The organism is Streptomyces sp. NPDC017246, assembly GCF_044331325.1.
In the GTDB taxonomy this organism is placed as follows: domain Bacteria; phylum Actinomycetota; class Actinomycetes; order Streptomycetales; family Streptomycetaceae; genus Streptomyces.
Genome location: NZ_JBIRMW010000001.1, coordinates 452882 through 465801, shown reverse-complemented (window position 1 = coordinate 465801; position 12920 = coordinate 452882). Strand labels below are relative to the sequence as shown.

Sequence of the window (12920 nt, the reverse complement as noted above, 5' to 3'; positions counted from 1 at the left end):
TCCCCGCTCACCACTGTCGTCCTCCCGCGTCTCTCGGGCCGGACAGTACGTCCGCCGCCGCCTGCTGGTAGCGCAGCACGGCCTGTTCCGCGACCCGCAGATCGCAGGGCGCGCTCCACAGCATCCGGCGGGCCGCGTCGTACCGCTCCATGAGCAGCGGGTCCTCCGCCGCGCCCAGCCGCGCCACCTTCGCCTTGTACGCGTCGAGCCGGCCGCGCAGCTCGGCCCGGACCGCGAGCGGTGCCGTGACCGCGGTCAGCGACTCCCGGGCCCGCATCAGCTCGTCCTCCGCCTCCCGCTCCAGGGACTCCAGGAGCGGGGAGAGCCGGTGCCACTGGGCGTGCCTGCGGTAGTCGGCGGCGGCCGCGAGCCGCTCCTGGAGGACGATCGGCGGCCCGCTGACGGCCGGCACCTCGGAGGCGGCGATCTTCGCCAGGACCTCGCCGCGCGCGGCCCGCGCCTCGGCGAGCGTACGGTCCGCGCGCGAGAGCACGTCACGCAGCCGGAGCAGCCGGTCCTCGGAGTCCTGCCGGACCGCGAGCACCGCCTCGATCTCCCGCCGGATGTCCTCAAGGGCCAGCGCGGCCCGGTCGTACCGCTCGGTGTCGGGGCGGCCCCCGCCGGGCGCCGAACTCCCCACCGCCGGACGCCAGAAGGTCAGCGGGTCGGTCACCACCTGGGAGCGGAGCGCGGTCAGCTCGGCGGTGATGTCCTCGAGTTCGTCGCCGGCCGGGTGCTCCCCGGGCCGTACACCGACGGAGTGGGCGAGCGAACGCGTCCGGCCCAGCTCGGCGGCGAGAAGGTCTATCCGGGCGGGCAGCGCCGACCAGACGGCGTCGGCGGTGACCACCATGTCGAGCGAGGACGCGTACAGCTCGTTCATCCGCCGGACGAGGCCCTCCAGCGTGAACCGCTCGGTGAGCAGCCCCTGCTCACCCGCCCCGCCCGCGACGAGGACGCTCTCGCCGCGCAGCCGGTCGGTCAGCTCCACGAGTTCCTCGCGGCCGGGCCAGCGGCGCCGGGAGCGCACCTCACGGGCGTCCCGCAGGGCTCCGGTGTACACGTCGAAGCAGGTCCAGAGCAGGGTGATGGTCCGCTCGGTCGCCACCCAGCGGTCCCGGGTCGCGCCGGTCAGCTCGGCCCCTTCGAGCAGTCTCCGGCCCGCGTGGTCCTGGAGCGCGAGGAGCGAGTCCTCGACCGCCTTGTGCTCGGCGCCGAGCCGCGCCAGCGCACGGTCCACCTCGTCCCGGTCCATCACCGGCCCAGGGGGTCCCGTGACGCCCATCGATCACCTCTTCCTCTCCGTGTACAGGGCTCATGCGTACGGGGCTGTCCGTACGGGGGCGTGTACGGGGCTACTTGTACAGCGGAGGGGGCGGCCCGGTTATCCCGGGCAGGTCCTTCTCCAGCCAGTTCTTGTACGCCTGCTGCCAGGGGCCCTGCCGGTAGCGCACGAGGACCTGGTTGACCCGGCGGACCAGGTCGTCGTTGCCGAGCTTGGCGGCCACTCCGTAGAACTCGGTGGTGAACGGCGTGCCCTTGAGCTCGACCGCGGGGTCCTGCGCGGCCTGGCCGGCCGCCAGGGCGTTGTCGGTGACGACCGCGTCGACCTCGCCCATCTGGAGCCTGGCCAGGCAGTCCAGCTGGTTGGGGACGGTCAGCAGGTCCTTGTCGTCCTTGGTGCCGTCGCCCTCGTCCTTGAAGAGCGCGCCGAAGGACTTCTCCTCCAGGGCCTCGTAGGCCGTGGAGCCCTCGGCGGTGCAGACCCGCTTGCCGCGCAGCGAGGCGTCGTAGCCGGTGATGTCCTTGGCGAGCTTCGGTGCGAGGACCTGCTGGCCCGCCTGGAAGTAGGCGGTGGAGAAGGCGACCTGCTGGATCCGCTTGCAGTTGATCGTCATGGTGCGCACGACGAGGTCGACCTTGCCGCTGTCGAGGGCGGCGATCCGCTGGTTGGTGGGGATGGCCCGGAAGATGACGGCGTTCTCGCTGCCCAGGATGTCCTTGGCGACGGCCCGTGCCAGATCGATGTCGAAGCCTTCGAGGGCGCGGGTCTCCGGGTTCCGGTAGCCCCAGCGGTAGCTGGACTGGTCGACGCCGACGACGAGCTTCCCGCGCTTCCTGATCGCCTCGATCGTCGGTCCGTCCGCCGACGAGGGGGTGAGGGAGGCCCAGGGCTTCTCGCAGGTGTCCGCCTTGATCTGGACCCCGGTGCCGACGCCGGTGCCGTGGGTCCCGGGCGCGGCCGCCGCCCCGCCGTCGTGGGCCAGCGGAAGCAGGGTGAGCGAGGCGGTGAGCCCGCAGGCCACGGCCATGGCGGCCACTCCGCCCCAGCCCCGGAACCGCAGCGCCGTCCGCCGCACCAGCGGGTACGTGCCGTTCGGCATCCCGCCCCCTCTCACCGGTACTCCGACAGTCTGCGGTTGATGCCGAGCACGGCGCCCGCCGCGCCCAGGATCCCGAGGGCCGCCGCGCCCAGCGGCAGCGCCGTCAGCGCGTCCCGGGCGTCGGCCGCGGAGCGGGTGAACTCGGTCTGCTCGTGCGCGAGGGCGCGCTCCAGGGCCGCGTCGACTTGGTCGAAAGACTGCCCCGTCGACTGCCCCGACTCCTTCGAGCCGACGATCCGGCCGAGGGCGCCGTCGTAGTCGCCGGCCTCGTCCTTGGCGCGGGCGTCCTTGTGGCGCTGCTTCCATTCGGCGGTGCGGGCGGCGGCCTCGTCGACCGGGCCGCGGCCGGCGTCGTCGTCGGCCCACCCCCGTGCCGTGGCGAGCGCGTCCGTGAGGGCGCCCATGCTCGACGTGTACTCGGCCTCGTACTTGTCGTTCTTGCCGTCCTCGGTGAGGACGGCGCCCCGGGCGACCAGCGTCAGGTTCTCGTTGGCGCGGGCCGTGAGCGAGCTGATCCGGGCGGAGTTGAGGACCTGGAGGGACTCCTGCCCGTGCACGCGCGCGCTGTCGAGTCCGGTGCGCGCGATCGTGTGCGCGGCGAGCAGCCAGAGCACGACGACCACCGCGGCGGCGCTGGCGGCGAGCAGTCCGTGGTTGAAGACCCGGTGCGTCCTGGTGTAGTTGCGGCGCTGGGCCCAGACGAGGACGGCGAGGGTGAGCAGACCGAGGCCGAGCGAGAGGAACGGCCAGGTGCGGGCCGACTCGTCGTCCTCCTGGAGGTGCACCGTCTCGGCCGCGTACAGCCGCTCGGCGGCGGGGAGCAGGGTGCTGGTCATCTGCTGGCTGGCGTACCGCAGATAGGCCCCGCCCAGCGGCAGGCCCTGCCGGTTGGCGGCCCGGGCCCGCTCGATCAGGCCCGTGTAGCGCGGGAGCTGTTCGTTGAGCGTGGCGATCTCGCGGGCCGACTCGCCCGAACCGTCGGTGCTCGCGGCGGCCTTGACGAGCAGCCGCGCGGCGGTGGCGATGTCCCGGTCGTACCGCTTGCGGGACTCCTCGGGCTCCAGGGTGCCCGCGAGGAAGCCGCTGGCGGCCGTGGTGTCGGCGTCGGCGAGGGAGCGGTAGATCGCGGCGGCGTCGGCGGACAGCGGCTGGCTGCGGCTGACGACGTCGTCGGCGGCGGTGGCCCGGTCGTCGACCTGGAGGGCGGTGACGGCTCCGAACGCGACGACGAGCAGTGCGAGGACGGCCCCCAGGATCTGGAGCCGGCCGGGCTCGGTCGTCGTGGCGACCCGCAGGCGCTCCCGTCCCACGGCCCAGGCCCCACGCCCCGCGGGCGGGGCGGCGCCGGGCACGGGCGACGGCTGCGCGGGCACGCCGGCCGGGCGTGCGGGCGCGGGCGCCGTGCCCTGTGCCGCCGGTGCGGCGGGCGCGTTCGGCGGGTGTGTCACGTGACCTCCCCCTGTGGTCGCAGACTTCGGCCGGTCCGGCCTGCAGTATGGCCTCAGGGGGCCGTCCGCACACCGGGATTGACCCGATCTTGTTCCTATCGTGCCGCATGCCCCCGGCACATCCCCGGGCGAACCCCTCACTCTGAATACGTCGCCGGGCCGTGATCGGTTCCGTTCCGGACGTCGCTCGAACAGGTGAACACGACTGCGGGGCGCCTCCCCGGACAGAGGAAGCGCCCCGCGAACCGTCTTGTTCAGGCCCCGTAGTGCCGCCGCAGCAGAGCCGTCGCCGCCGGAGCCGCCGCCACCTCGTCCAGGGCGAGCAGCCCCGCCCCGAGGACCGGCGGCGCCGTCACGAAGCCGATGACGGCCTTCGGCGCCCGCTCGGCGAGGAGTTCGCGGATCCGCTCCTCCAGCTGCGGGTGACGCGCGGCGAGCACGCTGCCGCCCAGCATCACCGGAGCCGCCTCGTCCAGCAGGCCGAGCCGGCCGAGCGCGACCGCCGACAGCGCCACGACCTCCTCGGCGAGCCGGTGGACCAGCGAGAGCGCGACCGGGTCGCCCGCCGCGCTCACCCGGAACAGGACGGGCGTCAGCTCGTGCCGCCGCACCAGGGGCACGAGCCCCAGGTGCAGCGCCTCGATCAGCGCGTACATCGTCTCCAGACCGAAGTGCGCGGGCAGCGCGCGCGCCAGCTCGGACGGCGCGCCGCGCCCGTCCTCGGCGCGCGCCGCGGACCAGAGCGCCTCCTCGGCCATGGCGCTGCCGCCGCCCCAGTCCCCGGAGATCTTCCCGATCGCCGGGAAGCGGGCGGTCCGCCCGTCGGGGGTCATCCCGACGCAGTTGATCCCCGCCCCGCACACCACCGCGACCCCGCGGGGCTCGTCGAGCCCGGCTCGCAGGATGGCGAAGGTGTCGTTGTGCACCCGCACCGACCGGCTCCAGCCCCTGGCGAGGAGCGCGGCCTGCAGGGCCGTCTCCTCGACGGGCAGGTCGGCGTTGGCGAGACAGGCCGTGACATGGGCGAACGCGGGGGAGCGGCCGGCGCCGCCGGCCTCCTCCCAGGCCCGCCCGACGATCTCCGCCAGGGTGTCGACGGCCGTCGGCACCCCCACCACCGGCGGCTGGAACCCGCCGCCGCGGGCCGCGCCCAGGACGGTGCCGCCCCGGGAGAGGACCGCGACGTCGGTCTTGCTGTTCCCCGCGTCGATCGCGAGGAGGACGCCGTCCAGGTTCACGCCCACGCGAGGTGCTCCCGGTTGTGCGCGATCAGCCGGTCGGTGAGCCCGTCGGCGTACGCGTACTGCCCCACCAGCGGATGGGCGAGCAGCGCCTTGAACACCCGGTCCCGGCCACCGCGCAGCGCCGCTTCGAGCGCCAGGTCCTCGTAGGCCGTGACGTTCGCGATCAGACCGGCGTACAGCGGGTCCACCGGCGCGACCGGCAGCGGCGCCGCCCCGTGCGCGCCGACCGCGGCCTGCGTCTCGATGACGGCGTCGTCCGGCAGGAACGGCAGCGTGCCGTTGTTGTACGTGTTGACCACCTGGTACGGCGAGCCTCCGCCGCCCAGCAGGGAGGCGGCAAGGTCCACGGCCGCCTCCGAGTAGAAGGCGCCGCCGCGCTTGGCGAGCAGGGCCGGCTTCTCGTCGAGCGCCGGGTCCCCGTACATGTCCAGGAGTTCCTTCTCCATGGCGGCGACCTCGGCGGCCCGCGAGGGCTTCGTGCCGAGCTCCCGGACGACCTCGTCGTGCGCGTAGAAGTAGCGCAGGTAGTACGAGGGGACGACACCGAGCCGGTCCAGGACCGGGCGCGGCAGCCGCAGGTCGTCGGCGATCGCGTCGCCGTGCTCGGCGAGCAGCCGGGGCAGCACGTTCTCGCCCTCGGGCCCCCCGAGGCGTACCGCGCGCTCCCAGGTCAGGTGGTTGAGCCCGACGTGGTCGAGGTGGACCTCGGACGGGGTCACACCGAGGAGCGCGGCGAACTTCCGCTGGAAGCCGATGGCGACGTTGCACAGGCCGACGGCCTTGTGCCCGGCCTGGAGCAGCGCGCGCGTGACGATGCCGACGGGGTTGGTGAAGTCGATGATCCAGGCGTCCGGGTTGGTGCGCCGGACCCGCTCGGCGATGTCCAGGACCACCGGGACCGTCCGGAGCGCCTTGGCGAGACCGCCGGCGCCGGTGGTCTCCTGGCCGACGCAGCCGCATTCCAGCGGCCAGGTCTCGTCCTGCTGACGGGCGGCCTGTCCGCCGACGCGCAGCTGGAGCAGGACGGCGTCGGCGCCCTCGACCCCGGCGTCGAGGTCGGTGGTGGTGACGATCTTCCCCGCGTGGTCCTGCTTGGCGAAGATGCGGCGGGCGAGGCCGCCGACCAGCTCCAGCCGCTCGGCGGCCGGGTCGACGAGGACGAGTTCGGTGATGGGCAGGGTGTCGCGCAGCCGCGCGAAGCCGTCGATCAGTTCGGGGGTGTAGGTGGAACCGCCCCCCACGACAGTGAGCTTCATGGTGTGATTCAGCCCTTCACTCCGGTCAGTGTGACTCCCTCGACGAACGCCTTCTGGGCGAAGAAGAAGACGAGGATCACAGGGGCCATGACCAGGACGGTCGCGGCCATGGTCAGATTCCAGTCGGTGTGGTGCGCGCCCTTGAAGGACTCCAGGCCGTAACTGAGCGTCCAGGCGCCCGGGTTCTCGGAGGCGTAGATCTGCGGCCCGAAGTAGTCGTTCCAGCAGTAGAAGAACTGGAAGAGGGCGACGGCGGCGATGCCGGGCTTCGCCATCGGGAGGACGACCCGGATCAGGGTGCGGAACTCGCCGCACCCGTCGATCTTCGCGGCCTCGATGTACTCGTTCGGGATGGTCAGCAGGAACTGGCGCAGCAGGAAGATGGCGAAGGCGTCGCCGAAGGCCATCGGGACGATGAGCGGCCACAGCGTGCCGGAGAGGTCCATCTGCTGGGCCCAGAACAGGTACATGGGGATGATCACGACCTGCGGCGGCAGCATCATCATCGAGATGACCAGCAGCAGCGACAGGTGCCGGCCGCGGAAGCGGAACTTGGCGAGCGCGTACGCCACGGGTATCGAGGACACCACGACGAGGACGGTGCCGAGCCCCGCGTACAGCAGCGAGTTCTTCCACCAGGTGAGGAAGCCGGGCGTCTCGAGGACCCGGACGTAGTTGTCCCAGTGCCAGGAGTTCGGCGTCAGGTCCCGGGTGAGCGCCTGCTGGTCGCTCATCAGGGAGGTCAGGAGGACGAAGACGAACGGGAGCACGAAGAACAGGGCCGCGGCGATGCCGAGCGAGTGCACGGCGATCCAGTGCAGCAGCGATCTGCGGCGGGCCTTCTTCTCGGCGGGGCTCGCCGAGGGACGGGCGGGAGCGGTTGTGGTCGTCATGTGTCAGTCACCCGAGCCGATCAGGCCGCCGCGCCGGCGCATCAGGAGCGCGGTGAAGGCCATGGAGAAGGCGAAGAGCACCAGCGCCACGACGCAGGCGGCGCCGTAGTTGAACTGGCTGAAGCCGAGGTTGTAGACCAGCTGCGGGAGGGTCAGCGTGGAGTCGTCCGGGTAGCCGGGGACGAAGACCTCGCCGGAGCCGCCCATCTTCCCCGAGGCGACCTTCGCGGCCACGATCGGCTGTGTGTAGTACTGCATCGCGCCGATGACCCCGGTGACGACCGCGAAGAGCACGATCGGCGAGATGTTCGGCAGGGTGATGAAGCGGAACCGCTGCCAGGGGGACGCGCCGTCGAGTTCGGCGGCCTCGTACTGCTCCTTCGGCACGTCGAGCAGGGCGGCCATGAAGATGACCATGAGGTCGCCGACGCCCCACACGGCGAGGACGGTCAGCGCGGGCTTGGACCAGTCGGCGTCGTTGAACCAGGAGGGGGCGGGGAGGCCGACCGCCTCCAGGAGCGAGTTGACCGGGCCGGTGCCGGGGTTGAGCAGGAAGACGAAGGCCAGTGTGGCGGCCACCGGCGGCGCCAGGTACGGCAGGTAGAAGAGGGTGCGGTAGACGCCGGCCCCGTTCTTGATCTTGGTGATCAGCAGGCCGACGCCGAGGCCGAACAGCACCCGGCAGGCGACCATGACGACGCCGAGCCAGAGGGTGTTCCGCAGGGCCGGCCAGAACTGGGGGAAGTCGGTGAAGACGTACGTCCAGTTCTCCACGCCCCGCCATTCCGGCGGGTTGAGGCCGTCGTACCTCATGAAGGAGAAGTACAGCGTGGAGAGGAGCGGATAGGCGAAGAAGAAGCCGAATCCGATCAGCCAGGGCGCCATGAACGCCAGGGTGAGGAGGGCGTTGCGCCGGCGCCTCGACCGCAGCGTGTTCCGTCCTCCGGGGGAGGGGGCGGCCGGGGCGGCCGCCTCCTTCGCGGGCAGGGTGTCCGTGCTCATGGGTGGGTTCCGGCCGTCACTTCGCCGCTGCGATGTCGCGGTCGATCTGGGCCGCGGTGTCGGCGAGGCCCTTCTTCAGGTCCGGGACCTGGCCCTTCTCGTACTGCTGGGCGAACTTCTGGATGGTGTCCTGGTAGGCGGAGCCGTTGACCGCGCCGTCCGACGTGGTGGACGCGGGGTGCCGGGCGATGTCCAGGAAGGTCTTGAAGCGCGGGTCGAACTTCAGGTTCGGGGACTTCAGCGCCTCCAGCGTGGAGGGCACGTTGCCGATGTCGTTGGCGAAGCCGACCACGGCGTCCGTGTCCGTGGTCATGTACTTGACCAGCTCCCAGGCCGCGTTCTGCTTCTTGCTCTGCGGGGCGATGCCCATGATCGTGCCGGAGAGGTAGCCCTTGCCGTACTCGGCGATCTCGTCGTCGGCGACGGGCAGCGGGGCGACGCCGATCTCGAAGCCGACGTTCGCGGCCTTGGCGAACTTCAGCCGCCACTCGCCGTCCAGCTGCATCGCGACCTGGCCGGTCTGGAAGGGGTGCTTCGCGCCCCACTCGTCGCCGAAGGTCGTGCGGTACTTGTCGAGCTTCGCGAAGCCGCCGAGGCTGTCGACCAGCGACTTCTGGTACGTCATCATCTCGGCGAAGGCCGGATCCTTGCCGATGTTCGACTTGCCGTCCTGGTCGAAGTACGTGTGGTCCCACTGCGACATGTAGTGCGAGACGACGGTCTCGTAGCCGAGGTAGGTCGGCATGAAGCCGAGCCGCTCGTAGGAGTCGCCCTTGGTCTTGGTGAGCGTCTTGGCGACCTTGGCGAACTCGGACCAGGTCTTCGGCGGGGCGTTCGGGTCGAGGCCGGCCGCCTTGAACGCGTCCTTGTTGTAGAAGAGGCCGTACGCGTCGGAGAGCAGCGGCAGGCTGCACCGCCTGCCCTCGAACTGGGTGTACTCCTGGAGGACCTTCGGGAAGGTCTTGTCGAGGTCCAGCTTCGACTTCTCGATGAAGGGCTTCAGGTCCGCGAGGGCGCCCGAGGCGCAGAACTTGCCGACGTTGGCCGTCGTGAAGGAGGAGACGACGTCCGGGCCCTTCGACCCGCCCGCGCGCAGCGCCTGGCCCAGCTTGTCGTCGTTGATGCCGCCGATGACCTTCACCTTGATGTTCGGGTGGGTCTTCTCGAAGCGGGCGATGTTGGCCGTGATGGCCTTCACCTCGGCGGGGTCCGACCAGCCGTGCCAGAAGGTGATGGTGGTCTCGGCCTTGGGGTCGTCGGAGGCCGCGTTGTTCGCGGAGCCCGTACAGGCGGAGGCGAAGAGGGCGATCGAGGCGGTGGCGGCGAGCGCGGCGACTGCTCTGCGCGGACGTACGGGCATGACGGTGTCTCCCTGTGGCGAAGGGGGGGGATTGGGGCGGGGTGGGACGGTCGTGGGTCAGCGCGAGGTGTCGAAGACCTCGTCGCGTGTGGTGGCGAGGGCGCTTTCGAGTGCGCCGCGCAGCACGGGATGCCGGGGGACGGCGCTGAGGACGAGCCGTGGCCGGGAGGCGGCGAGGTCGGCGAGCTGGGACTGCACGCGGGCGCGCAGGGGTTCGCCGCCGGCGACGAGGGCGGCGCCGGACAGCACGATCAGCTCGGGGTCGAGGACCGCGACGATCGAGGCGAGTCCGGTGGCGACGCGCTCGGCGTACCGGTCGAGCAGCTCCTCGTACCGGGGGTCGTCGCCGTGTGCCTCGACGGCATGGGCGAGCAGCCCGCTCGCGACCGGTACGTAGGGCTGCTCGGGGGTCTCGATCCCGGCGGCGCGGGCGATCCGGGGCACGGCCTGGACGCCCGCGAGCTCCTGGAAGCCGCCGGAGTTGGCCTTGGTGACCTGTCGTACGAGCGGGGTGCCGGGCACGGGCAGGAAGCCGACCTCGCCGGCGCCGCCGGTGAAGCCGCGGTGGAGTCGCCCGCCGAGGACGAGGGCGGCGCCGAGGCCCTCCTCGTTCCACAGCAGGGCGAAGTCCGCGTGGCCGCGGGCGGCGCCGACGCGCTGTTCGGCGACGGCGACGAGGTTGACGTCGTTCTCGTACTCGAACGGCATGGGCAGGACGGCGGCCAGCTCCTCCAGCAGGGTGGGGGAGTGCCAGCCGGGCAGGTGGGAGGCGTACCGCAGGCGCCCGGTGGCCGGGTCGAAGGCGCCGGGGGTGCCGATGACCAGGCGCCGGACGTCCTCGCGGGTGATCCCGGCGGCCTTGACCGCCCCGTCGAGGGCGTCGGTGACCTGGCGGACGACGCCGGAGGACGCGCGGCCGGGGGTGCGGAGCTCGTACTCGCCGACGATCTCGCCCGTGATGTCGGCGACGGCGGCGTGGATGCGGGACTGGTTGACGTCGAGTCCCGCGGCGTACGCGGCGCGCGCGTTCACCGCGTAGAGCTGGGCGTTCGGTCCTGGCCGGCCCTCGGTGGTGCCGGTGGCGACGACGAGCCCGGCCGCTTCGAGGCGGGCGAGCAGCTGGGAGGCGGTCGGCTTGGACAGGCCGGTGAGCTTGCCGATCCGGGTCCGCGAGAGGGGGCCGTGCTCCAGGAGCAGGTCCAGGGCGGCGCGGTCGTTCATGGCGCGCAGGACACGCGGCGTGCCGGGGGTTCCCGGGGTCGTACCGGCCATGAGGTCGCACCTGCCCTCGTACGGTGAATCACTGTTAGGAAAGTTTCCTATTCGGTGGGAGGAAAATAAGGCGGCCGTCACCGGGGCGTCAATACCCGGGCACGCGAGACGCCCCCGAAGGCAACCAAAGCGTTACCCGCGGGGGCGCCGTACGCGCGTGTCGTTACTTGTGGAGGTCCGGCCTCGGCAGCGGGGTCGCCGCCGCGGACTGCGGCGAGGTCGCCGACGAGAAGGCCGACGGGGCCGCCATGCCCGCGGTCGGATCGGCGGCCGACTCCTCGGCCTGCGCCGGGAGCCCGCCGACGATCCGGATACCGGCCTCGTCCAGGCCCCGCTTGATGCGCCAGCGCAGCTCGCGCTCCACCCCGAGCGCCTTCCCCGGCATCGTCTTCGCCGAGACCCGGACGGTCATCGAGTCGAGCAGCACCTCGTTCAGACCGAGCACCTCCACCGGACCCCACAGGCGCTCGTTCCACGGCTCTTCCTTCGCCATGGACTCCGCGGCCTCGGTGATCACGGACCGCACCCGCTCCAGGTCCTCCGTCGGCCGGACCGTCACGTCCACGCCCGCCGTCGCCCAGCCCTGGCTGAGGTTTCCTATCCGCTTGATCTCGCCGTTGCGCACGTACCAGATCTCGCCGTCCACACCGCGCAGCTTGGTCACCCGCAGGCCGACCTCCACGACCTCGCCGGAGGCCACACCGGCGTCGACCGAGTCACCCACGCCGTACTGGTCCTCCAGGATCATGAAGACGCCCGAAAGGAAGTCCGTCACCAGGTTCCGGGCGCCGAAACCGATCGCCACACCGGCCACACCGGCGGAGGCGAGCAACGGCGCCAGATCGATCTTGAAGGCGCCCAGGATCATCAGCCCGGCCGTGCCCAGGATCAGGAACGACGCCACCGAACGCAGCACCGAGCCGATCGCCTCCGAGCGCTGCCGCCGGCGCTCGGTGTTGACGAGGAGGCCGCCCAGGGCCGTCCCCTCCACCGCCTGCGCCGAACGGTTCATCCGCTCGATCAGCTTCGTCAGGGCGCGGCGGACCGCCATCCGGAGGAGCAGCGCGACGATCAGGATCAGCAGGATGCGCAGACCGGTGTTCAGCCAGGTGGACCAGTTCTCCTCCACCCAGCTCGCCGCGTTCGTCGCCTTCTCCGCGGCCTCGTCCAAGGTCACCGGAAGGGGCTCGGGTTCGGTGGCAGCCGCAAGGGCGGACCAGGACACGGGACAACCTCCAGGCATCGCGGACGCAGGCCTTCCACAGTAACGGGGCGTCGGACATGGTCCCGTAGCCCTGTTCGAGGGAGAGACGGACCTCACCCGGGAAAAGAGAAGGGAGACATGCCGATGTGGTCGAGAACACGCCGGGCCCGTCACCCCGATCCCGGTACGTGGTGGCGTTCCGACCAGGCATGAGGAGAGACTGAGAGCAGTTCGTCCCGGCGCGAGCCACGCGCCGCCGGCGTCATAGGAGGCATCCGTGCCGCATGTCCTGGTCCTCAACGCGTCGTACGAGCCGCTCGGCGTCGTACCGCTCCGCCGCGCACTCGTCCTCGTCCTGGAGAACAAGGCTCTCTGCCTCGAGGAATCCGGCGCCTTCCTGCACAGCGAGACCCAAGTCGTCCCCGCGCCCAGCGTGGTGCGACTGAAGCGCTTCGTGCGGGTCCCCTACCGGGGGCCCGTTCCCTTGACCCGCAGAGCCCTCTTCGCCCGTGACGGCGGGCGCTGCATGTACTGCGGGGCCGTCGCGACCAGCGTCGACCACGTCATCCCGCGCAGCCGCGGGGGTACGCACGCCTGGGAGAACGTGGTGGCGGCCTGCCGCCGCTGCAACCACGTCAAGGCCGACCGGCACCTGCGTGAGATCGGCTGGCGGCTGCGCCACCAACCGGCCCCGCCGACCGGCCTGGCCTGGCGGATCATCGGGACCGGACACCGGGACCCCCGCTGGCTGCCGTACCTCCAGCCGTACGGAGCCGAGGATGTGATGGCCCGGATCGACTCCGTCGCCGACGCCCCCGTGAGGGCGCTGACGACGGGTTGAGCCGGGCCTTTCGTGT

Annotated in this window: 11 protein-coding genes; 1 reads left to right on the top strand and 10 read right to left on the bottom strand. The window is 71.8% G+C overall.

Annotated features, from left to right (window positions below):
• Nucleotides 1-7: 7 nt before the first annotated feature.
• The 10 genes from ACH4MY_RS02135 to ACH4MY_RS02090 form a co-directional block, all read right to left on the bottom strand.
• The gene (locus ACH4MY_RS02135) at nt 8-1285 is read right to left on the bottom strand and encodes a hypothetical protein (RefSeq protein ID WP_397996222.1); all 1278 of its coding nucleotides are present in this window, start codon (nt 1283-1285) and stop codon (nt 8-10) included.
• 70 nt (nt 1286-1355) lie between these two features.
• Nucleotides 1356-2384 carry a glutamate ABC transporter substrate-binding protein gene (locus ACH4MY_RS02130; RefSeq protein WP_397996219.1) on the bottom strand — a complete coding sequence of 343 codons (1029 nt, stop codon included), beginning with the start codon at nt 2382-2384 and terminating at the stop codon, nt 1356-1358.
• Nucleotides 2385-2395: 11 nt separating this feature from the next.
• Nucleotides 2396-3832, bottom strand: coding sequence for a hypothetical protein (locus ACH4MY_RS02125; RefSeq protein ID WP_397996216.1), 1437 nt, complete (start codon nt 3830-3832; stop codon nt 2396-2398).
• A gap of 254 nt (nt 3833-4086) precedes the next feature.
• Nucleotides 4087-5076, bottom strand: a complete 990-nt coding sequence (locus ACH4MY_RS02120) for an N-acetylglucosamine kinase (RefSeq protein WP_397996214.1) — start codon at nt 5074-5076, stop codon at nt 4087-4089.
• Complete coding sequence (locus tag ACH4MY_RS02115) at nt 5067-6332, bottom strand: 6-phospho-beta-glucosidase (RefSeq protein WP_397996211.1); 1266 nt, start codon at nt 6330-6332, stop codon at nt 5067-5069. Before ACH4MY_RS02115 ends, ACH4MY_RS02120 begins: the two co-directional genes overlap by 10 nt.
• 8 nt (nt 6333-6340) lie before the next feature.
• Nucleotides 6341-7225, bottom strand: coding sequence for a carbohydrate ABC transporter permease (locus tag ACH4MY_RS02110; RefSeq protein WP_397996209.1), 885 nt, complete (start codon nt 7223-7225; stop codon nt 6341-6343).
• Between the two features lie 3 nt (nt 7226-7228).
• Nucleotides 7229-8227, bottom strand: a complete 999-nt coding sequence (locus tag ACH4MY_RS02105) for a carbohydrate ABC transporter permease (RefSeq protein ID WP_397996206.1) — start codon at nt 8225-8227, stop codon at nt 7229-7231.
• 16 nt (nt 8228-8243) lie between these two features.
• Nucleotides 8244-9587, bottom strand: coding sequence for an ABC transporter substrate-binding protein (locus ACH4MY_RS02100; RefSeq protein ID WP_397996203.1), 1344 nt, complete (start codon nt 9585-9587; stop codon nt 8244-8246).
• Between the two features lie 57 nt (nt 9588-9644).
• Complete coding sequence (locus ACH4MY_RS02095; RefSeq protein WP_397996200.1) at nt 9645-10859, bottom strand: ROK family protein; 1215 nt, start codon at nt 10857-10859, stop codon at nt 9645-9647.
• Between the two features lie 163 nt (nt 10860-11022).
• The gene (locus ACH4MY_RS02090) at nt 11023-12102 is read right to left on the bottom strand and encodes a mechanosensitive ion channel family protein (protein WP_397996198.1); all 1080 of its coding nucleotides are present in this window, start codon (nt 12100-12102) and stop codon (nt 11023-11025) included.
• A 238-nt stretch (nt 12103-12340) separates the two neighbouring features.
• On the opposite strand from ACH4MY_RS02090, the gene ACH4MY_RS02085 reads away from it, so the two are divergent.
• The gene (locus ACH4MY_RS02085; protein WP_015033643.1) at nt 12341-12904 is read left to right on the top strand and encodes an HNH endonuclease; all 564 of its coding nucleotides are present in this window, start codon (nt 12341-12343) and stop codon (nt 12902-12904) included.
• The last annotated feature ends 16 nt before the right edge of the window (nt 12905-12920 follow it).

Bases quoted from the DNA above. Each gene is read 5' to 3' on its own strand.
- ACH4MY_RS02135 (WP_397996222.1), bottom strand. From the start codon at position 1,285: ATGGGCGTCACGGGACCCCCTGGGCCGGTGATGGACCGGGACGAGGTG.
- ACH4MY_RS02130 (WP_397996219.1), bottom strand. From the start codon at position 2,384: ATGCCGAACGGCACGTACCCGCTGGTGCGGCGGACGGCGCTGCGGTTC.
- ACH4MY_RS02100 (WP_397996203.1), bottom strand. From the start codon at position 9,587: ATGCCCGTACGTCCGCGCAGAGCAGTCGCCGCGCTCGCCGCCACCGCC.
- ACH4MY_RS02095 (WP_397996200.1), bottom strand. From the start codon at position 10,859: ATGGCCGGTACGACCCCGGGAACCCCCGGCACGCCGCGTGTCCTGCGC.
- ACH4MY_RS02090 (WP_397996198.1), bottom strand. From the start codon at position 12,102: ATGCCTGGAGGTTGTCCCGTGTCCTGGTCCGCCCTTGCGGCTGCCACC.
- ACH4MY_RS02110 (WP_397996209.1), bottom strand. From the start codon at position 7,225: ATGACGACCACAACCGCTCCCGCCCGTCCCTCGGCGAGCCCCGCCGAG.
- ACH4MY_RS02115 (WP_397996211.1), bottom strand. From the start codon at position 6,332: ATGAAGCTCACTGTCGTGGGGGGCGGTTCCACCTACACCCCCGAACTG.
- ACH4MY_RS02105 (WP_397996206.1), bottom strand. From the start codon at position 8,227: ATGAGCACGGACACCCTGCCCGCGAAGGAGGCGGCCGCCCCGGCCGCC.